Source organism: Mucilaginibacter sp. McL0603 (assembly GCF_049992945.1).
Lineage (GTDB): Bacteria > Bacteroidota > Bacteroidia > Sphingobacteriales > Sphingobacteriaceae > Mucilaginibacter.
In genome coordinates this window covers 4,862,499-4,884,341 of sequence record NZ_CP188251.1, presented here as the reverse complement: position 1 = coordinate 4,884,341, position 21,843 = coordinate 4,862,499, and the positions used below count along the sequence as shown (strand labels likewise).

14 protein-coding genes are annotated in these 21,843 nt (G+C 42.0%); 13 read left to right on the top strand and 1 reads right to left on the bottom strand.

Annotated features, from left to right (window positions below):
- Positions 1-703: 703 nt before the first annotated feature.
- The 6 genes from ACPPVU_RS22320 (at position 704) to ACPPVU_RS22295 (ending at position 13,470) form a co-directional block, all read left to right on the top strand.
- Entirely contained in the window at positions 704-2,443 is a 1,740-nt protein-coding gene (locus ACPPVU_RS22320; RefSeq protein WP_426668948.1) for a hypothetical protein, read from the top strand.
- Positions 2,444-2,565: 122 nt separating this feature from the next.
- Positions 2,566-5,979 (top strand): ABC transporter permease, encoded by a 3,414-nt coding sequence (locus tag ACPPVU_RS22315; RefSeq protein WP_426668947.1) that lies wholly within the window; start codon positions 2,566-2,568, stop codon positions 5,977-5,979.
- 166 nt (positions 5,980-6,145) lie between these two features.
- Entirely contained in the window at positions 6,146-9,319 is a 3,174-nt protein-coding gene (locus ACPPVU_RS22310; protein WP_426668946.1) for an ABC transporter permease, read from the top strand.
- A 567-nt stretch (positions 9,320-9,886) separates the two neighbouring features.
- Positions 9,887-10,663 (top strand): hypothetical protein, encoded by a 777-nt coding sequence (locus ACPPVU_RS22305; RefSeq protein WP_426668945.1) that lies wholly within the window; start codon positions 9,887-9,889, stop codon positions 10,661-10,663.
- Positions 10,664-10,858: 195 nt separating this feature from the next.
- Positions 10,859-12,097: a hypothetical protein gene (locus ACPPVU_RS22300; protein ID WP_426668944.1), complete on the top strand. Its 1,239-nt coding sequence runs from the start codon at positions 10,859-10,861 to the stop codon at positions 12,095-12,097.
- 2 nt (positions 12,098-12,099) lie between these two features.
- The gene (locus tag ACPPVU_RS22295; protein ID WP_426668943.1) at positions 12,100-13,470 is read left to right on the top strand and encodes a Dyp-type peroxidase; all 1,371 of its coding nucleotides are present in this window, start codon (positions 12,100-12,102) and stop codon (positions 13,468-13,470) included.
- 296 nt (positions 13,471-13,766) lie between these two features.
- Here ACPPVU_RS22295 and ACPPVU_RS22290 read toward each other — a convergent pair whose 3' ends face one another.
- The gene (locus tag ACPPVU_RS22290; RefSeq protein WP_426668942.1) at positions 13,767-14,438 is read right to left on the bottom strand and encodes a MarC family protein; all 672 of its coding nucleotides are present in this window, start codon (positions 14,436-14,438) and stop codon (positions 13,767-13,769) included.
- A gap of 251 nt (positions 14,439-14,689) precedes the next feature.
- On the opposite strand from ACPPVU_RS22290, the gene ACPPVU_RS22285 reads away from it, so the two are divergent.
- The 7 genes from ACPPVU_RS22285 (at position 14,690) to ACPPVU_RS22255 (ending at position 21,791) form a co-directional block, all read left to right on the top strand.
- A complete protein-coding gene (locus ACPPVU_RS22285) occupies positions 14,690-15,190 on the top strand; it encodes a hypothetical protein (protein ID WP_426668941.1) in 501 nt (166 codons plus the stop codon).
- A 1,040-nt stretch (positions 15,191-16,230) separates the two neighbouring features.
- On the top strand, positions 16,231-16,476 hold the full coding sequence (locus ACPPVU_RS22280) for an AAA family ATPase (protein ID WP_426668940.1): 246 nt from the start codon (positions 16,231-16,233) through the stop codon (positions 16,474-16,476).
- A 46-nt stretch (positions 16,477-16,522) separates the two neighbouring features.
- The gene (locus ACPPVU_RS22275; RefSeq protein WP_426668939.1) at positions 16,523-17,623 is read left to right on the top strand and encodes a VWA domain-containing protein; all 1,101 of its coding nucleotides are present in this window, start codon (positions 16,523-16,525) and stop codon (positions 17,621-17,623) included.
- Positions 17,624-17,764: 141 nt separating this feature from the next.
- Positions 17,765-19,018, top strand: coding sequence for a formylglycine-generating enzyme family protein (locus tag ACPPVU_RS22270; protein WP_426668938.1), 1,254 nt, complete (start codon positions 17,765-17,767; stop codon positions 19,016-19,018).
- A 146-nt stretch (positions 19,019-19,164) separates the two neighbouring features.
- Positions 19,165-19,644: a hypothetical protein gene (locus ACPPVU_RS22265; protein WP_426668937.1), complete on the top strand. Its 480-nt coding sequence runs from the start codon at positions 19,165-19,167 to the stop codon at positions 19,642-19,644.
- A gap of 427 nt (positions 19,645-20,071) precedes the next feature.
- On the top strand, positions 20,072-20,551 hold the full coding sequence (locus ACPPVU_RS22260; protein ID WP_426668936.1) for a hypothetical protein: 480 nt from the start codon (positions 20,072-20,074) through the stop codon (positions 20,549-20,551).
- Positions 20,552-20,621: 70 nt separating this feature from the next.
- Positions 20,622-21,791, top strand: coding sequence for a BamA/TamA family outer membrane protein (locus tag ACPPVU_RS22255; protein ID WP_426668935.1), 1,170 nt, complete (start codon positions 20,622-20,624; stop codon positions 21,789-21,791).
- The last annotated feature ends 52 nt before the right edge of the window (positions 21,792-21,843 follow it).

The following is a 21,843-nucleotide window of genomic DNA, read 5'->3' as shown; positions in this document are numbered from 1 at the left end:
AAATTTTTCTCAGTAATGCGTTTTGCCATTTAACTTTCGGGAAGTTTTTTGATTGAACAAGTGTTCAACAAAAATAAGTAATGTTCACTAATGGTAAATTTTATTAATGTTAACAAAGTATGAAGTATTGTTACGCAGAATTACATGGTGATATTTGCTGGTTTTTGGATTGTTTATTAAATTTGATTGAAAGCGAAACGTTGCGATGCAAGATCAAAATGTGTTACAAATACGTAACAATGAAATAATTTAAGGTTGTAAAATACGGACAATTAGGATATTATATACACTGAGCTCTTTCTGTTAATTAGAGAGTCGCTGCTTTCAGCCCAGCCTCAGAGAAGAGCATTAATTAATCAAATGTCCCTTAAATGGGCACGAACCATTAAATGATTGCAGATAAAGACGTATATTTTCCTTCAAGCAGTTCGACTTTAGTCTTGCCCGGGCTACGTTTGAAAGAGAAAGCCTTTAGTGAAAAACTGAAGGCTTTTTTTTGTTTTATCACTACTTAGGGGATTACAAATCTTCAATTATTAAAGTTTGGATACGATATCCGGATTTGCGCACGGGTTTGGCCTGCATGAAAAAAGTAAGAACACTTCAAAAAATAATTGTTTTTTTCGCTACCCGGCTATTTTGTTTTCGAATTAAATTCTGTAACTTTCTGATCTATAGGTTGTAATACAAATCGCCAAACTATATGAAAACCAGGTATTCCATCGCAATAAGCCTGCTTACGGCCATTGGTTTTATTGCAACGCAATCATTTTATTTTCGGACAAAGAAAACAGACGTATCCGTACCGCGTACGTATTTCAAGACATTTCCGCGACCCACAGCTATTTGTGTGCCGTTATATAACGCAGCGGATACGGCTATAGACATTCCGGCGCTGAAAGGCTGGGGCAACTATAAATGGAAGATATCCCATGCATCCGACAGCGTTCAGTTTTATTTTAACCAGGGCATTAACATGTATTATGCCTTTCATGATATTGAGGCGGTAGCATCGTTTACCAAAGCCACGCGCCTTGGCCCCGATTGCGCAATGGCATGGTATGGCAAGGCATTGGCATTAGGACCCAATATCAATTACCCTAATGGCTATCGTGCGCCTTCAGGAGCCTACGAGGCTGCTGTTAAAGGTCAGCAGCTTTCGGTTGAATGTACCGGGCTGGAAAAGGACTTGATCAATGCCATACGCCAGCGTTACAGTGCGGACACAACCATAGATGTAAACAAGCTGAAAGCGAATTATACGGATGCTATGAAGCTGGTTTATGAAAAGCATAAAACCAATGCCGAGGCTGTGACGCTTTATGGGGATGCTTTGCTTTTGCTTCACCCATGGGATCTGTACGAACATGATTTTACGCCTAAAGCCTGGACGCTGCAGATTCGCTTCATTTTTGAGCAGGCGCTGAAGCTTTCGCCGAACCACCCCGGCGCTAATCATTACTATATCCACACCATGGAAGGCTCTGCAACACCTGAGCTGGCTTTAAAAAGCGCCAACTTGCTGGATACGCTGATGCCGCAGGTATCGCACCTAACCCATATGCCTTCGCATATTTATATTCGAACAGGCGACTATAAGAAAGGGATCACTAATAATGATGAAGCGGTAAAAGGCTACAAGTATTATCTCAAAGTGTATGCACCCGTTGAGAATGATTATCCCTTGTATGAGGCGCATAACGTGCATATGAAGATCAATTGTGCGCAAATGGCCGGCAATTATCAAATAGCGAAGGATGCTTCGAGGGACCTGCAGGCATCTATACCACCTTTTTACTACTCATTGAAAGGGGCTATGGGTAACTATGTACAGTATGTCTACATGGAACCCACCATTACCAACCTTCGTTTTGGGAAATGGGATGAGATCATTAAAACCCAGGTTGCCGATACCATGATCTTTGCCTCGCTTATTTCGCACTTTGCCAGGGGTGTTGCCTATAGCCGGAAAGGTGATTTTTCATCTGCGGAAAAAGAGCTGGGAATGCTTAATAAACTATTACCTGATAACTCTTTGAAAGATCAAATGATCTTTAGTCCGGCGGTTGAACCGGCTACGGTGGCGCAACTGATATTAAAGGGCGTTATTGCCGAAGGCCAGAAAAACAATATGGCAGCGATCGATTTTTTACAGCAGGCAGTTAAAGCTGAAGATCACCTGATTTATAATGAACCCCGCGACTGGCCGATCCCTGCACGGCAGTTCCTGGCAAACGTATTGCTTAAAGCCGGTAATTACGACGAAGCAATTGCTGTCTTAAAACGCGACCTGGTTATTAATCCTAAAAACGGCTGGTCGTTAACAGGCCTGCGATTGGCTTATACCCATACTCATAATAGCGTTGAGCTTGCACAGGTAAATACCCGACTAAAAGACGCTTTTAGTATAAGAGATGTAACTATTGAACAGGCGGTATTTTGATCTCGGTTTAGAAACTGAATGCACCATGTGCAATTCAAAACCGGACGGCTGAATGTTCGGTTTTGTTACAAATACACATTTCAAATAATATATAATTTTCTATATATCAATATATTGTAAATTTGGAACAGCGTTTGGGCTATCTGAATTACTTGAATCCCTATACATTCCATATCAACCTGTATGACCTGGTCTCCATGGGAACACTGTTCTCGGGGCTGACGCTTGCGCTGCTTTTAGGATTCGCAAAAAGGGTTGGGCAAACAGCCAACCTGTTTTTAAGCCTGGCCTTAGCCGTAATTGTACTGAAGACAGGCGGCCTTTCCCCGGTTCTTTTATCTGCGCTTGGTCCACTGCTGTATTTTTATGTACGACAGCTAACATCCTCTGAACAGCGGTTCCGGCGTAAAGATATGCTGCATTTTTGCCCCTTGCTCGCGGGATATTGGATGCCGGCCTGGATGATCTTCATTTCGGTTATCATCTACCTGTACCTGTCGCACCGGCTGATACAGGATTTCTATAGCCGCTTGCGGCCGGTGCTGATGGACAGGCCGCGTTTTGCGTTCAGGCGGCTAGAGAGGTCGTTACTGGTGCTCGGCCTGTTTTGTGTGTTGTCGCTGTTTAATGAGACTTTCAGTTTTGCTGTTGCTTTTGTACTGATCGGAATGGCAGCGGAAGTGTTGCTAAAACTGGATGGCACCGCTCAACTGGCAATGCCAATAACTGATAGATCGGATGCAAAGGAGAAGGGCCGTAGACTAAAGGAGGCGGTGGCCGCAAACCGCCTCTACGAGGATGCCGAATTGACATTGACCACACTCGCGGTGAAACTGGCTATCCATCCGCATGATCTGTCCCGGGTCATTAACATGGGATTGGAAAAGAACTTTAGCGATTTTATTAATGAATTCCGGGTTCGTGAAATTGTCCGCAAAATGCGGGACCCGGCTTACGACCGGCTCACCCTACTGGGTATAGCCTACGATTCCGGTTTCAATTCGCAAAGCACTTTTCACCGTGCATTCAAAGAGATGACCGGAAAAACCCCTGCGGAATATAAAAAAGAACTCCCAATTTATAATTTGACAGCTGCTTCCCGGCTTACGGTGGTAATTTCGACTGAGAAATCAAACCGAAGATTTATGTTCAGAAATTATTTAAAAATGGCGTGGCGCAACACACTGCACAACAAGGTTTACAGCGCGTTGAATATCGCTGGCCTTGCGGCGGGCATGTCAGTAGCGCTGCTGATTGGTCTATGGGTGGTTAATCAATATTCTTATGACCGTTTCCTGCCCGGCTACCGGCAATTGTACCAGGTTGAGATGAACCTGACCAGCCAGCACAACGGTACAAATACACAGACATCCATAGCACTGCCGCTAACCGAGGTTTTGCGTAAAGAGATACCCGGTATAAAGTATGTTGCCGAATCAGACGCAATAGGTTTAATGAACCACGGCCTTTTGGTTGGCGATAAAAAATTATACCTGGGCGGTGGTGCTGCCGGTGCGGATTTCTTTAAAATGTTTCAGTACCCTTTTGTCAAAGGCAATGCGAATTCCGCTTTTAAGGATATCTATTCCATCGTTTTAACCGAATCGACCGCCAAAGCATTATTTGGCGATGCCGATCCAATGGGAAGAATAGTGCGGTTTGATAATGCGCAGAGCCTAAAGGTAACCGGGGTGCTTAAGAACATTCCTAAAAATTCAACACTGCAATTTAATTATCTTACACCTTTTGCCTTTGCAGAAGCTACCCAGGATTGGGTTCGGCTCGGACGCACCAAGTGGACCTGGAACTCATTTTCAGCCTTTGTGGCACTGGAACCGGGGGTGACCTACGAGCAGATTGCCCCGAAGATCAGGGACATCGTGAGTAAAAGAAGCCCGGAGATGCGGGTAGCAAAGACTGAGGTGATCCTGCATCCTTTAAAAGATTGGCATTTGATAACTGATTTTAAAAACGGTAAACCGGTTGGTGGTTTTGTGGAATATGTGCGCCTTTTCAGCATCATCGGTATACTGGTGCTGGCTATCGCCTGTATCAATTTCATGAACCTTTCGACAGCAAGATCTGAGAAACGGGCGAGGGAAGTCGGAGTTCGCAAGGCCATCGGGTCAGCACGTATGGATTTGGTTTACCAGTTTTTGACGGAGTCCATACTGATCACATTTATCTCGTTTCTGCTGGGTTTACTGTTGGTTATGCTGGCCTTGCCGGCTTTCAATATTTTGACTGGCGCCGATGTTCATATTCCGTATGGCAATATCGGTTTTTGGGGTATCATGATTGTGTTTGTGCTGTTTACCGGTTTAATAGCGGGGAGCCGGCCTGCGTTTTACCTGTCATCTTTCAATCCTGTTAAGGTGTTGAAGGGCAGCATCCAAATGGGACGATGGGCATCCATGCCGAGGAAGGTGCTGGTGGTGGTGCAGTTTACGTGTTCCATCGCGTTGATCATTAGCACAGTGATTGTATATCAACAAATACAATACGTGAAGGACCGGCCGACGGGCTACAGCGCCGACAGGCTAATGATGACAGACATGAACAGCGACCTTTCCCAGCATTACGAAGCGCTGAGAAACGACTTGCTGTCTTCAGGAATGGTGGAGAGCGTTGCATCGTCAACCTCACCGGCGACGCAGGTGTACAGTCATTTTTCGCTGGAGAAATGGCCGGGCAAAAATGCAGGCGACGAAAATGTGAACATCGGTGCGATTTGGGTGTCGAATGAATACTTCCAAACCATGGGGATGACCATGGCAGCCGGCCACGCTTTCACGGGCGATTGGAAAAATGATTCGCTGAATGTAATCGTTAACGAAGCTACGGTACGGCGCATCGGGTTGAAGAACCCGGTTAACCAACTGATATCGTGGAACGGCAGCAATAAACCCGTAAGAATCGTTGGTGTGGTTAAAGATGCATTGATGGAATCGCCATATAAGTCTGTGGAACCTGCTGTTTTCGGGCATAATCCCTTCGGGTTTGTGGTGACCTATCGGCTGATGAAAAACGCTGGTACACATACAGCGATCGAAAAGATCAGTAAGATATTTGACAAATATAACCCGGCTTACCCCTACCAGTACAAGTTTGTGAACGATGAGTACGAGCACAAGTTCAACCTGGAGGTACTGGTGGGCAAGCTGGCGGGCGTGTTCGCCGGGCTGGCCATATTTATATCCTGCCTCGGGTTGTTCGGGCTGGCCGCTTACGTTGCTGAGCAGCGCACCAAGGAAATCGGCATCCGCAAAGTGCTGGGTGCATCCATAGCGCAGGTTTGGCTGCTGCTCTCTCGCGATTTTATTGTGCTGGTGGTGATCAGCTGCGTCATCGCTTCGCCGGTGGCGTTCTATTACCTGCACAATTGGCTCCAAAAGTACTCCTACCGCGTCAGCATCGGCGTTGGGGTATTTATCGCTTCGGGAATAGCGGCTATCATCATTACCCTGTTAACTATCAGCTTCCAGGCCATCAAAGCGGCATTGGCGAACCCGGTGAAAAGCCTTCGTTCAGAATAGCTTACTAGCCATGGAAAAGGTCGAAAGTCAACAATCTTTTTTTGCCATTCAAAACCGAACAACCTAACGTTCGGTTTTGTTACAAACCCCTATTGTGTTTCAACCATAATTTTCTATATGTCAGCATATTAGCAATTTGGAACAGCGATTGAGGTAGTTAAATTACTTGAATCCATATATATTCCATATCAACCTGTATGACCTGGCCTTCCTTGGAATGATTTTTATCGGGCTGACTTTTACCCTGCTATTATGGTTTACCAAAAGGATCAACCAGCCTGCAAGGCTGCATCGCTTGCTGGCGGGTTTCGGGCTGTTCTGGTTATTGTGGATACCTCTTAAAGTCGCGGATTATTTTTATTATCACTATCAATTAGGCATTTATACCTATTGTCCATTATATCTCTTTTTAGCTGCGGTAATTATCTGGATCGGTACGGAAGTATTGTCAAAGCCAGAGGCAATACAGAACGAAAAATCTGTTCCTGCACCCCGGGTTTCAAAACCATCGGCGGAACTGATGAAAAAAGGTAATTGGCTGCAGAAAGCCATGGAAGCGGGCCGGTTTTATCAGAATGCTGAACTCAATTTGCGCTCACTGGCTGAAACGCTGGATGTGCATCCCAATGAATTATCCCGTATCATTAATGTGGCGCTCGGGAAAAACTTCAATGATTTCATTAATGAATATCGCATCCGGGAGGTGATCCGGAAAATGCAGGACCCGGCTTATGACCGGATAACTCTGCTGGGCAGTGCATTTGACGCCGGCTTCAATTCCAAAACTACTTTTAACCGCGCTTTCAGGCAAATGACAGGGAAAAGCCCGGCAGAATATAAGAGCGATCTGAAAAAAGAGAGACCATCTTATAACTTGGAACCTCTATCCCAATTTACAGCGGTAATTTCGTATAACGAAGCCCCTCCAAGGTGGTCTTCTGAGAAATTAAACCACAATTATATGTTCAGGAACTATTTAAAAATCGCGTGGCGCAATATGCTGCACAACAAAGTTTACAGCGCGCTTAATATTGCCGGCCTTGCCGCCGGGATGGCTGTGGCCCTGCTTATTGGCTTTTGGATATACGAGCAGTATTCGTACGACCGTTTCCTGCCTGATTATGATCAACTATACCAGGTAAAGCTTAACTTTTATCATAGCGGTGAGATACGAACGCAAAGTGGATCGTCGCTGCCCCTGGTGGAAGAGTTCCGCAAAAACTATCCCGAAGTAAAACATGCGTCGGAAACGGACTGGGGAGGGCAGCATAGCCTTGTTATCGGCGACAAGAAACTTGACCCCTTCGGCTTAACTGTTGGTGCTGATTTTTTAAAGATGTTCCCTTACCCAATGCTGAAAGGAAACATTAATTCGGTTTTTAGCAACCCTAATTCCATCGTTTTAACAGAATCAGTTGCGAAGGCCTTGTTTGGTGACCAGGACCCTATTAATAGAACCATCAGGATAGATAATAAAAATAATGTTACGGTAACCGGTGTGATGAAAGATTTGCCGGTCAATTCCACTTTCCAGTTCAGCTATCTTTTACCCTATAGTTACTTAGAGCAGACCTATCCGGAAACTAAAAAGGAGCGCATCCATTGGCAAAACTATTCCTACCTTGAATATGTGGAGCTGCAACCGGGCGCGGATGGGGAAGCCTTTGAAAGCAAAATAAAAAATATCATTGCCAAAAATGTTAAGGATGAGACCACTAAAATTGAGGTGATCCTGCAGCCCGCAAAAAACTGGCGCTTAGTTACGCAGTTTAAAAATGGCAAGGCAACCGACGGTTTTATCCAGTATGTGCGCATATTTGCCATCATAGGTATACTGGTATTGGTGATTGCCTGTATCAACTTTGTGAATTTGTCGACCGCACGGGCCGAAAAACGAGCCCGCGAAGTAGGCGTACGAAAATCGATCGGCTCATCGCGACGGGATCTTATCATCCAGTTTTTGGGCGAATCATTGCTGATCACTTTTGTAGCGTTTGCGGTGTCGATAGGGATCGTTCAGCTGGCATTACCTTATTTTAATACCATAATATACGGCAATATCACAATCCCTTACAGCAATTTGACCTTTTGGTTAATCATGTTGGGCTACGTGCTGATAACAGGTTTGCTGGCCGGCAGCCGACCGGCTTTTTATCTTTCTTCTTTCAATCCTGTAAAGGTTTTAAAAGGCACTATTCAACTGGGCAAAAGGGCCACGCTTCCCCGTAAAATATTGGTTGTGCTGCAATTTACCTGTTCAATTGCTTTGATCATCAGTACACTAATCATTTATCAGCAGATAAAATATGCGAAGGACAGGCCAAAAGGCTACAACCCCGATAACCTGGTGATGATGAACAGCAGCGGCGATCTTAACAAAAATTATGATGCGCTTAAACACGACCTATTTCAAAGCAACCAGGTAGTAAGTGTTACCAAAGCAGCAAGCAGTATGACCTATTTCCCGGCCTCGTTCTCCATAAAGGACTTTCCCGGTAAAAAAATCGGCGAATCGCTGGAGATGGCTACTACGGCCGTTTCACCTGACTATTTTAAAACAATAGGGATGAAATTGAAATCCGGGCGTGATTTTGCAAACGCTGGAGGCCCCGATACCCTAAATATTATCTTGAATGAGGCTGCCGTAGAAAAATTCCGGTTAAAAGACCCGTTGAACCAACTGATCACATTGGATTATCGCAAAAGCCCAATGCGTATCATTGGAGTGGTAGAAAACGCGATCGTTGGGTCGCCTTTTTACGCGGCCGGCCCTGCTCTTTATGTATACAATCCAGGCTGGACGAGCGCCATTATGTACCGGCTTAACCCGAATGCCGGCAGGCAGCAGGCCATAAAAAAAATATCGGCAATATTTAACAAATACAACCCATCCTTCCCGTTCGATTACCGTTTTGCAGATGAAGCCTTCGCCGCGACCTATCAACTTGAGGCATTGGTAGGTACACTGGCAAGCATCTTTGCCGGGCTGGCAATATTTATTTCGTGCCTTGGTTTATTTGGCCTTGCAGCGTACGTAGCGGAGCAACGGAAAAAAGAAATAGGGATCAGAAAGGTATTGGGGGCATCGGTGGTGCAGGTTTGGGTTTTGCTATCGGCTGATTTTATAATGCTCGTTATTATCAGCTGTTTAATTGCATCGCCTATTGCTCTTTACTTTTTACATGGATGGCTGCAAAAGTTTGATTACCGGATCACGATAGGAGCGGGAGCATTTTTAATAGCTGCAGCTTTGACTATTATAATTACCATAATAACTATAAGCTACCAGGCTATCAACAGCGCGTTGACCAACCCGGTGAAGAGTTTGAGGAGTGAGTAGGATTGGCATTGGTCATTAGTCATTGGTCATTGGTCATTTGTGCAAAGCGGCTAACCTGGCAACTATTGACTAATGACCAATGACTAATGACCCGATCAGCATGCCAAAAAGAACTTAGGTCCATAAACGTGCGATCTGAGATTTAGTTGAAACACTATGGGGTGCGTTCCGGGGTGAGATACGGAACGCATTTTTATATACAGAATGTATTGCAAACATGCATTTAGCAATTATCATCTCGGCATAGGCTTTTACTCAAACACATGCCCAAAACCGCACATTGAGGCGAACGGTTTTAATACAGCGCAGTCTGTAATTTGTAATTTAATTAATTCAATATCAATTACTTATAAATTGCTGCCGGATCAGGTCAAAAGCCTTAAAGCTTTTCTGACCCCAAATACCCCGAAATACTACTTTGATATATCAGAAATATTTGGGAATATTTCAGTTAGGTATAAATGACTTATCTTTTTCTATTATTTGTTTATCATATTTGTCTATATCATTTTGAACGAGAAGTACTTATCTTCATTCAAAACCAACAGATCAAACCATTTAATCTTTATGGAAAATCTATTTAAAACAGGTCGTATTTTTTATGGTGTAGCTATTGCGGAGATAGGGATTCAAACAATTTATTATCACAATTTTCCTTACATAGTACCTCTTCCAAAAAATTTATGGATACCCGGCCTGATAACGCTTGCCATTATTGTCGGAGCTATATTTATTTTGGCAGGGACGTGCATTGTTTTTGAAAAAAAGACCAGGCAGGTTTCTCTCCTGTTTGGAGCTATACTTCTATTGGCATTTTGCTTTTACTATATCCCGTATGAGTTTTTAATAAGCACAAATTATATGCATTTCGGGGACTGGGAGAATGCTGCAAAAGAGTTGTCACTAGCCGGAGGAGCATTTGTTATTGCCTACTGTTTTCCGAGAAAAAATGAAGGCTCACTTACCAGGTTCCTGGGGAAGCTAATACCATTCGGGGCTGCTTTATTTCCGATAACTATCATCAGTTTTAGCATTGATCACTTCCTGTATGCAAAAGAAGCACAGGGTTATGTTCCATCATGGATTCCTTACCATTTGTTCTGGATGTATTTTGCCGGTGTGGCATTACTTGGGTCAGGTATAGCAATTATTTTGAAGATCAGGACCGGGTTAATTGCCGCTTTATTAGGAGTGATGATTTTTCTCTGGTTTATTTCCCTTCATATGCCCAGGGTAATGGCTTCATCTCCTGCCGATATAGCAGATGAAATTACCAGTGCAATTTTAGCGCTTGCATATAGCGGAACTGCTTTTGTCCTTGCCGGGACTGCTACAAAAGCCTAGATCGACTATATATTGCCGTGTTATCTTCCACTATTCTTACTTTCTGCGAAATACAGTAAAATAACATGAAAAGTACCGTAAAAATACGCTTGTCTATAAAGTATAAAGGCTTTATCTTTCAGGTACTTAACCTAAAGTAGTTTCGACCTGAGGTTTTACCGTTCGTTACCTTATTAATTGCAAATTTCTAAAAATATGAAACAGACCGTACTGACCATTATTACAGAAATTGATCCGAAAAAAATTGAGCAATTAAAAGGTATACTGGTCGAAATACAGGGCGATCTTTATAATAACCGGTACCTTCCCTTTTCAAAGATCAGTTTGGTGCATTTTGCCAGCTTTGTGATCGTTGATCAAACAGGATCCCCCTCACTGCTGGTATTTGAAAATAATTTTGACGGCGATCTATCGGATTACCTTGATCAGTTGCTAAGTGTTGCCGGAGTTGGCGTTGACCAGCTATATCAATGCTGTATTGGTTACCAGGCTGCGGAATTAAAATCATTTCTGACCTCACACGTCATCCCACCAAACGCATATCATATCGGGAATGTCGGTCGTGCAGCAAAGGATGTTGCCAATAACCGGGAGCTACGAAAAAAATTACAAGACTACCTGGACCAGCTTTTCAACCTATCAAAACCGGCAAATCTTTCCGAAACTCAGCTTCGGAAAAATATACAGGCATTCGCAAAAAGCGATATTGCGTCCGATTTGTCCGCTGAACTTCCTCCCCATCAAACGTTATCCGAAAGGGTAATACCATGGGTTCGGCTAATCATATTGGGGCTGGTGTTGGTTGTGCTTGCTGTTGGGCTTTTCCCGGTTACAATCGCTTTGATCCTGATATTACGTCATAAAGAAAAAACGGACCAGCCTAAGAAGGACCCTGCGTCACTTTCTCATGTCGATGCGTTAATGACCACTGAGAACCAAATTGCACAAAACCACCTGGCTAGTATCACCGATATCAAACCCGGTAAGTTCCGTCTTTATACACTGAAGTTTGTGCTATTTGCAGTGAACACAGTAGCAAGAATTGCAAATAAAGGAAAACTGAGTGGCATCCCGAGCATACACTTTGCGCACTGGTCTATCATCAACAATAAACAATTACTTTTCCTAAGCAATTTTGACGGGAGCTGGTCCAGCTATTTGGATGATTTTATTGATAAGGCCAGTCCCGGACTGACAGGGGTTTGGACCAACGCTGTAGGATTTCCTGAAACCCGTTTCCTTATACTTGACGGAGCCCGTGACGAACTACGCTTTAAAGCTTTTGCCAGGAACATGCAGATACCATCCCTTGTGTGGTATAGTGCCTACCCAGACCTCACCGTTCAAAATATTGATAAGGACAGCGCTATCAGGGAAGATATGTGGACAGACCTTTCCGAAACAGACACCAAAACATGGCTTAAACACTTCTAAATATGGCAACGTTAGATTTTTCAGACATCCAGGGATTTTTACTGACCTCTTATGCCAGCAATATGCCTTGCGCTAATTACCTGCTGTTAACGATCACTGATGCGCCATCATGCCGGAAGTGGTTAACTCAGATCTCCGGCCTGATCACGACAGGCAAAGACCGTAAAAGCGATTTTTCTCTTAATATCGCCTTTACTGCTCCGGCCTTTAAAAAATTGGGGATCACAGCAAATGATCTGCAAACCTTTTCGGCCCCTTTCCAGGAAGGCATGAGCACTGCGGTGCGGCAGCAATTACTGGGAGATTCAGGTAACAGCGCGCCCGATAACTGGTCGTGGGGGAATGCACAAAATCCTGTTGATATCCTGCTACTGCTGTTTGCCAATGGCGAAGAAGAACTCGGTAAACAAGTGACATTACGACAAACAGAGATCAAAGATAGCGGAGGTGTTACGCTGATCAAGGTGCTGGGTGCTGGTCGTCAGCCGGATTCGAAGGAACATTTTGGCTTTTTAGATGGCATTGGGCAACCTATTATCGAAGGAACCGGCAGAGAAGCAAAACAGCTAAGCAGAACGGGACATGCAACGGTTATTAAAGCAGGTGAATTTATACTGGGCCACGAAAACGAAATGTTAAAGCCGGACCCACTTCCGGTAGGACTGAACCTGCCTGCTTTCGGAATGAACGGCACCTACCTGGTATTTAGGCAATTGGAGCAGCATGTGCATCAGTTTTGGCAATACATAGACCAAGTGACACGTGATGCATCAGGCAATAGTGTGCCCCCGGAACAGGATAAACTGGGCGCAAAAATAGTAGGGCGCTGGAAGAGCGGAGCACCGGTTACTACCCATCCTCACACAGATCCGGAGATACCACCAGGAGTAAACCAGAATAATAATTTTTCTTTCGCGAAGGAAGATGATACAGGCCTTGGCTGCCCCATAGGCGCCCATATCCGCCGTACCAATCCACGGGATTCTTTATTTGATGACCCGGAGGTTTCCCTGCGTACAGTAAAACGACACCGGATCATCCGGAGGGGCCGCTCTTATGGCGACAGGTCTGCAAACGTATTCGTAGATGACGGCAAAGAGCGTGGCTTGCACTTTATTTGCCTGAACAGTAATATTGAAAGGCAATTTGAATTTATGCAACAAAGCTGGTCTAACAACCCGTCCTTTAGTGCATTAAATAATGAGACGGATCCCTTGATAGGGCAACGAAATGACGGGAACGTTTTTAGCATACCGGCCTGCCCGGTCAGGACAAGAATTCATGACCTGCCCGAATTTGTCACCACAAAAGGGGGCGCCTATTTTTTTATGCCGGGGATGAAGGCACTTAATCAATTGGCCGGTGGTCTTTAAGATATTTGGTGCTACTTTTCGGCAATTCAAAAAATTGTTAGAAACTGATTGATTGGTTTGGTGACAGTAATTTGTCAGTACTCCTTAAAGTATAAAATGCTGATTTGCAAATGATTTGTAAGCGTTCATGAGCGTTCATGCGCATGAACGTGAACACCAGTCTCATACGATTATTTTTTCTCATCGCTGGTGGATACCTGCGGATTTTCTCATCATATTGATCGCCAATAAACTCTACCGTATCTGCAAAATTTTCAACAGCACCCTTGTTATTGCCAGGCGCTAATTAGAGAGAATCATTTTATAAGACCTTTTATTCCTGTTACTGCAATTTGCAGGCCCACACAAAATATAAGGAATGCTATGATCCGGTTAAATATCACTTCTCCGTTTGCACCCAGATAATGTATCATGGTTTTTGTGTTGAGATAGAATATGTAGATAAGCATGCACATAAATACAATGGATAGCAGGATAGCTCCTGTATTGATGTAGTAGTCTTTTATACCGGACATCGCACTGTCTGCACTGAGCGTAAACAATACAGAGATAGTTCCAGCTCCGGTGGTAATTGGGAAAGTGATTGGGTAAAATAGTTTATTTTCTATATTCTCGTATCCCGAGTGTTTGGCCGCTTCTCCTTTATCACTTGTGTTACTTTCGTCTTTTTTATCAGATGTGAGAAATTCCCATCCTATTTTGCAGATCATAATACCTCCAGCCAATTGAATAATAGGGATAGAAATTCCAAATAATTCAAGTATCCAATGGCCGGCAAACAAAGAAACAGTACAGATACAGAAGGCATAGAAAGCTATTTTGCCCACAGCCTTTTTTTTCTCGCTTTTACTAAGATCAGTAAAATAAGGACTAATAATAAATGCTGATCCGATGGGATTTACTACTGGGAACAGGGCAATGACCCCAACAAAGAGCGAATGAAGAAATGTATGGTAAAAGGTAGGCATTTGAATAATTGTTCGATTAATGAGCTAGTCAACTGAACAAATATAAAAGTATTCATCTTCTAAAGTTTCATACTTAAATCACACGCTGGCAGATTTTCAATCATAAATCATGTATCACTTTAAAAAATGCAACCCTAAAGTCAGTAAGATATTTCATTGTTTGATTGATAATTCGCTTATTTTGTTATAGTTACAATAATTTATCAGGTTAGTGATACTTTGATTCATTTCACTATTAAAAATTAAAAGACATGAGAGCACAAATTATTTTTCGAATTGCAGCGGTACTTTTGATCACATGGAGTGCCAATAATTTATTCGGTCAGACAATGAAAACTGATACTATGCCCACCCTTGTTATAAGCAGCAAATCTGCTATTAGTCCAAAGGTCACCGAAGCGTTTGATGCTAAGTTTAAAAATGATGTGAATACCACATGGTATAATGCAAATAAAAACTACATGGTTAAATTTATGACACAGGACCAAAAAAATGCAGCACTGTATAATAAGAATGGATACCTCGTTTACCACATTAAATATGGTAACGCAAGTAGTTTGCCCAATGATCTGAGTAATATGATTTATAAAAAATATAAGGATTGTAAAATAACTACAGTAATACATATAGAGCAAGAGTCGCGATCCATTTGGGCGGTAGATTTGGAATATGGCCAATACCTAATATTGGCGCGTATAGAGAATGATCAAGTGCAAGAAATTCAAAGACTGCGCAACGGGGCAACCAAATAAAATTGGATTAGATTATTAGGATGGGGGCAGGAAATGAGGGCTATATTTCTGCCTGATTTATTTTCGCTGTAAAAGCGTTAAGTGCTCTTGAAATTTAAATTTTCAGGAAGTTTTTTCGAAAATTCAATTAGAAATCATCTTTTTAACAATAAAATGTTTATTATTTAACATTCTATGCTGTTTTTAGGTTCAATTTTTTTACCAAATACTCAATATTATTCAAAATAAGAAGAAAATCGTGATGGTTTCCTATTTTTTTGATGTAAAAAAATAAAATCTGATAAAAATTAAGCGGTTTTAAAACAATTTGTATAGTAAAAAGTTTATTTCAGTAAATTTATACTATTAATTAATGATTTTTTACTGACTTTTAATATCTAAGAATATGATTTTAATAATAATTTTATTGATAGTATTTGTGGTATTAGTAATAGCTGTAACTACTGCCTTAATAAATCATAAACCCAAATGTGATCATTACTGGGAAGACCTTAATAACGGTGTTTCCAAATGCAGCAAATGTAGTAAAACAATTTATCCTTATACTGGCAATAAAGAGGAAACAGAATTTGCTTAACCAAATCTAACCCTTATTTGTAATTAATGTAACGGTATCCGGCTACTTTAAGTATATTAACTTTTTGTTATGCAAACTGGCATTTTTTATAATGCCGGTATTCCCTTAGGAAAAGGCTCAGTTCCATATCTGGGCCCTTTATTTTGGATAAAATTTCCCAAAAGTTAATATCCTGCTGAGGTTTCTTTTTCTGCAAAATTAATTTTTTTTCTAAAAGCATACTGTAACCTGTTTAGATCAAACAATGTTTCATATTTAAAAGTGCAACAGGATACAACCTCTCCTTTACGATTTTCCATCCTTTCATCCCTTACTTTGTGTAGCGTATTCGTTGATCGCTGCAAAAATGCATACCAGGGAAACTATCATTTACTTAAACGGAAAACTATGTCAGCCTTTAAAAAAAAACAAATTGAACGTCGGGCAATTTTAAGTCTTATACTCGTATTAGCCACTGCAGGGAGTGCCGTGGCTCAAAAGAAACCAAATATCCTATGGCGCTAACCCGCGTGGTACTATTAACATAGATAAATGCTCACGCGCTGTAGCCTGGTTGGATGGACGCGATTATGTAACACCCGATGACATTCGCTTTATAGTAAATGATGTGTTACGACACAGGCTGATATTAAGCTATGATGCCAACACAGAAGATGTAAATGCCAATGCAGCAATCGATGAATTATTAAAAGCGGTGGCAGTAGCTTGATGCGATTCAGGCTATTATTCAATATTGATCTACCGGAAAATATATTATGTTCAGTTTCAACAAGCATAAGGAAACAGCATATCCTGCTGAAGTAGTAAATGAGGCAACAGATTTTGCGGAAAAATCCCGTCGATGGATAAAAAAGCACAAAAAACATATATCCATGAAATTTGAAATAGCACATAAGTGGGTCTTTCTATTGGCTGTATTGCCTTTTATAATATATGCCATATTGCCGGTTTTGCGTAAAAGAAGGGGCGGCATAGTTACCCCATTTTTGCAAAGGGCGGCATCAGTTTCTAATCAACACTTAGGAAGACGAGCGTGGATAAGTCGTAAAAACGCCTTTTCGTGGCTGATTTTGATACTGTGCTGGTTTTGTTTACTCGCAACAGCATCCTCTCCACGTTATGTGGGCAAGCCGGCTAAAAAAACTAAAACGGTAAGGAGCTTTTTGATCGTGACGGATATCTCATTCAGCATGGCAACAACTGGTTGGAATGTTGGCGGCAAAAGATTGAGCCGGTGGGACGCCATAAAATCCAACATGAAAGATTTTGTAAAAGACCGCAAAAGCGACCAGGTTGGCCTGGTAATGTTTGGCAGTAATGCCTATCTGCAATCGCCTTTTACAACTGATTTGGAAACCGTCAACTGGCTGATGGATCAAACCGAAGTGGGTATGGCCGGACAAATGACCGGCATAGGAAACGCCATAGCTTACAGTACCAAAATATTTAAACAGGATACCATTAAGCAAAAAGTAATGCTATTGTTGACAGATGGCATCGATAGTGGGCAAGGTATACCTCCGCTTGATGCGGCACAGGCTGCTAAAAGAGATTCGATAAAGATTTACACCATAGGTATTGGGCAGGCCAGTAATAGCGGAGGTTATGATCTGGATGAGAAAACGCTAAAGGAAATAGCCTCAACAGCTGATGGGCGATACTTCAATGCGATGAACCAGGGGCAACTAAAACAGGTTTATAATACGCTGGATAAACTACACCCGGTTGTGTATGATGAAGAAACCTACATGCCAATAGTGCTGCTGTACTTTTATCCATTGGCGGTGGCGGTTGTACTGGTGTTACTGGGCCAGCTATTTACTGGTATAGTTAGTTTGTTTAGGAAAAGCATATGAGTTGGGCCGAACTCAAAAATATCATCACAAAAATAGACTGGAAGGAATTTCATTTCATCCGACCCTGGGCTTTGTATTTATATAAAATAACTATTAGGATAGTTAGTATAAAAAAATTATTGTGTAACTTAAACAGGTGTTATGATCAGTTTAGCTATGAAAAATAAACCGGCACTTATTATAGCGATAGCTCTGCTTGCCTTTCTATCATGCAAGGAACATAAAAATAAAACGGTCGCCAGTCAGCCGCAGCAAGTCAAAGTGATAAAGGCATCGCTGGTCGATGCGGGCTTGTACCCCAAAAGCGGTGCCGCTTTTTGTCATCCGACAGGGCTCAAACGTTCAGACAGTGCTTTGTATATGAACGGAGGGGGTGGAGATTTTATGGAGACCATCGCAAATGCGACAGCTAAGAAAGTAAGTATTCCAACCGGAATGAAATACATACCGGGTGGGGAGTTTAGCATGGGTGGTGTAAATCCGGTTGGAATGGAAGGCGGAGGTCATGAGGAAATGGCTGATGCAAGGCCGGTTCATAGGGTGAAAGTAAATCCTTTCTACATGGACGCCACGGTAGTTACCAATAAACAATTTGCAGCATTTGTTAAAGCAACCGGCTATGTAACTGTTGCTGAACAAAAGCCGACAAAAGAGGAATTTCCAACTGCACCTGAGGAAAATTTAGTGGCCGGTTCATTGGTGTTTACAGCACCAAAAGAAAAAGTTCCGTTGAATGATTTTTACAGGTGGTGGGCATATGTAAAGGGCGCCGATTGGAGACACCCGGAGGGCGTTCAAAGTAATATAATTGGTAAAGACAATTATCCTGTTTTACAGGTTTGCTGGGAAGATGCCGCCGCTTATGCAAAATGGGCAGGCAAACGTTTACCAACCGAAGCTGAATGGGAGTTCGCTGCCAGGGGAGGACAATCAGGTAAACTATATGCCTGGGGCAATGAGCTGAAGCCAAAGGGCAAATGGATGGCCAATATATTTGAAGGATCATTTCCTGATAAGGATGCCGGGAAAGATGGCTATTCCGGTGTTGCTCAGGTAAAGCAATTTCCTGCGAATGGGTATGGTTTATATGACATGGCCGGCAATGTTTGGCAATGGTGCAATGATTGGTTCCGCTCTGATTATTATGAAACTGTTTCAAATAATAAATTAACCGTCAACCCTGCAGGACCTCCGGGTCCTTATGATAAGGATGAACCTGATACGAAAAAGAAAGTACAGCGCGGAGGGTCATTTTTATGTACCGAACAATATTGTACACGCTATATGGTAGGCACCCGTGGTAAAGGAGAGTACAGATCGGCATCAAATCATATTGGTTTCCGTTGTGTAATGGATGTGAAACCAGGAGGTACTAATAAACTGAGTTCAAATTAAACACATAGTTAAATTAATTTGATCAAACACGTTGCATCTTTTGAGGTGCAACAATGTAAGTAGCTTATCTGTAGGCTTCTGCACATGATATGGATTTACTTTGTATGGTATTAACAAATCATATTCAGCATTAAAAATTCATCATTATGAAACGTATCATTTTTTCAGCCATTTTAATGGCATTTACCGTTGGCGCTTTTGCTCAGATTAAAAGTGATGACCTGGCTATTATTCAAAGTGTTTATTCGAAAGACAAGGCGGATATTATAAAAAGCAAACTAAATTTAAGTGATGCGCAAGGCAAGGCATTCTGGCCTTTATATGACCAATACGAGGCAAAGCGTGTTAGCTTAAGCAATCAGCGCGTAGCCATTATCAACGATTATCTAAAAGGGTATGACAAATTGAACGGCCAGTCATCAACCGCCCTGATGACCCGTGTATTTGCAAACGATAAAGCTTTCACTAATCTGCAACAATCATACTTCCCTCAATTTGCAGCTGCTGTAGGTGGTAAAAATGCAGCTAAATTTTACCAATTAGAAAACTATCTGACACTGATTGTACGGCTGCATGTCCAGGATGAAATTCCATTTATCGGAGAATTAGATAAACAAAGGCATTAATCATGTTATAAAGGATCACGCGTTACAGTGATAATGTGTAATAATGATTGTTGGTATTATTACCGTAACGCGATTTTTTTTAAGAGGTCAATCCTATTTCAGAGTTTGCGGTTGCTGCCCTGATTATTTCATTCGTGCGGAATATTACCCTAATTACCAGATCAAATACAACATCTCGGCTTAAAGTGACAATCCGTTGTATGCCATGGGGCAGATATTGATTATTCTGATTTTCCGTTTCAATTACCCACTCCCAAATTAAAGCCAAACAGTAAATATTCCCTGTATCGTTGTATAAACATGTTGCATCTTTTGAGTTGCAACAATGTAAGGAGGCCTTTTAAAGGCTTTTATGTATAGTATCAACTTACTTTGCAGGTATTAACACTGTTTTTTAGAATGTAAAAATTAAAAAAAAACCATCATCATGAAACGAATCATTTTAGCAACCATTTTAGCGGCATTCAGCCTTAGTGCCTTTGCTCAGGGTAAAAGTTACGACCTCGCAGTTATTCAAAGTGTGTATTCAAAAAACAAGGCAGATCTAGTAAAAAGCAGTCTGACTTTAAGCGATGCACAAAGTAAAGCGTTCTGGCCTATATATGATCAATATGAGGCAGAACGGGTTAGTTTAAGTAACCAACGTGTGGCGATTATTGAGGATTATTTAAAAAATTATGACAAATTAACTGATGAGCATTCTGCAGCCCTGATGAACCGAATATTTGCAAATGAAAAATCTTATAATAATCTGCAACAATCATTCTTTCCAAAATTTTCAGGCGCTGTAGGGGGTAAAAATGCCGCTAAGTTTTTTCAAGTGGAAAACTATCTGCAATTAATTGTGAGGCTGCATTTTCAGGACCAAATTCCATTTATAGGAGAATTGGACAAGCAAAAGCATTAACGGCATAATGATTTTCTAGAATAAATCCTCAGCGTTAGTACCATCTAATTACCGATTGGACTATGTCACTATGCAAAAAGAGCACATTATATCTATTCTGCTTATACTGGTAATTACTTGTTTATCTGCCAGTGTAACCACGGCCCAGGACAAAGTCAAACAGAAGGTATCCTTGAAGGATTCTCTTGATGGGGCATTTGACTTGAGCAACGATATGATCTATTCAAGTGGCTTTTTGGTGATGCCTACAATTATTACTGAACCTTCCTTGGGAGGCATTGGGGGAGCACTTGTCCCGGTTTTTTTAAAGAAAAGAAATTCGGTGATCGATACCGTTAATGGCAAGATTAAGACTACTCCTGTAAACCCGGACATTACAGCGGCCATGATTATGTATACGGCCAATAAAAGCTGGATGACGGGACTTTTTCGATCGGGAACATTTGCTAAAGTAGGTATTACCTATAGGGTAATAACAGCGTATGGCGACCTTAACCTTAAATTTTATAATACTTTACCCGTTGTAGGCAAAAAGGAGTTTAGTTACAACTTCAAAATCGTTCCTGTTTATTTGCAGGGGTTAAAGCAATTTAATAATGCTCATTGGAGCGCTGGTCTTCAATACCTTTTCCTGAATGCTAAAGTATCCCCGACTGGTGAATCTTTGCCACCTGTAATTGCTGACAACCAGCGAACCAGCATAATCAGTCAGCTGGGGGGGATTCTTCAATATGACCACCGGGATAACATATTTACTCCGGATAAAGGTATATGGGTACAAGGTAATTTTTACTGGTCAGACAGTGTCATCGGCAGTGATTATAACTCCTGGCGTATCAACTTTACTTTTATCGGTTTTACACCAATCGCCCCAAAATTATTTGGCGGCATACGGCTAGAAGGGCAGCAATCACTTGGAAAGCCGCCATTTTATCTTTTACCATACGTCAATTTAAGAGGTGTGCCGGCACTCCGCTACCAGGGGAATACAACATTACTAACAGAAGCGGAAACCCGCTGGGACCTTTACCGGCGCTGGAGCATGGTATTCTACGGAGGAACCGGCCTCGCCTATGATAGCTGGGATAATATGTTTGAAAATCCCCTTGTATATAATTATGGCACTGGTTTCAGGTATCTCATCGCACGAAAATTTGGACTGCGTATGGGGGTAGATGTAGCCCGGGGCCCTGAACAATGGGCATATTATTTCGTGTTCGGCAGTAATTGGTTCAGATAGATTTTACTGATAAAATATTCATCTGAAATTCAAGAAAATGGGAAAACTCACA

Excerpts from the sequence above, each read along its gene's own strand:
- ACPPVU_RS22320 (WP_426668948.1), top strand. The coding sequence starts at position 704 with ATGAAAACCAGGTATTCCATCGCAATAAGCCTGCTTACGGCCATTGGT.
- ACPPVU_RS22305 (WP_426668945.1), top strand. The coding sequence starts at position 9,887 with ATGGAAAATCTATTTAAAACAGGTCGTATTTTTTATGGTGTAGCTATT.
- ACPPVU_RS22300 (WP_426668944.1), top strand. The coding sequence starts at position 10,859 with ATGAAACAGACCGTACTGACCATTATTACAGAAATTGATCCGAAAAAA.
- ACPPVU_RS22295 (WP_426668943.1), top strand. The coding sequence starts at position 12,100 with ATGGCAACGTTAGATTTTTCAGACATCCAGGGATTTTTACTGACCTCT.
- ACPPVU_RS22290 (WP_426668942.1), bottom strand. The coding sequence starts at position 14,438 with ATGCCTACCTTTTACCATACATTTCTTCATTCGCTCTTTGTTGGGGTC.
- ACPPVU_RS22285 (WP_426668941.1), top strand. The coding sequence starts at position 14,690 with ATGAGAGCACAAATTATTTTTCGAATTGCAGCGGTACTTTTGATCACA.
- ACPPVU_RS22275 (WP_426668939.1), top strand. The coding sequence starts at position 16,523 with ATGTTCAGTTTCAACAAGCATAAGGAAACAGCATATCCTGCTGAAGTA.
- ACPPVU_RS22270 (WP_426668938.1), top strand. The coding sequence starts at position 17,765 with ATGATCAGTTTAGCTATGAAAAATAAACCGGCACTTATTATAGCGATA.
- ACPPVU_RS22265 (WP_426668937.1), top strand. The coding sequence starts at position 19,165 with ATGAAACGTATCATTTTTTCAGCCATTTTAATGGCATTTACCGTTGGC.
- ACPPVU_RS22260 (WP_426668936.1), top strand. The coding sequence starts at position 20,072 with ATGAAACGAATCATTTTAGCAACCATTTTAGCGGCATTCAGCCTTAGT.
- ACPPVU_RS22255 (WP_426668935.1), top strand. The coding sequence starts at position 20,622 with ATGCAAAAAGAGCACATTATATCTATTCTGCTTATACTGGTAATTACT.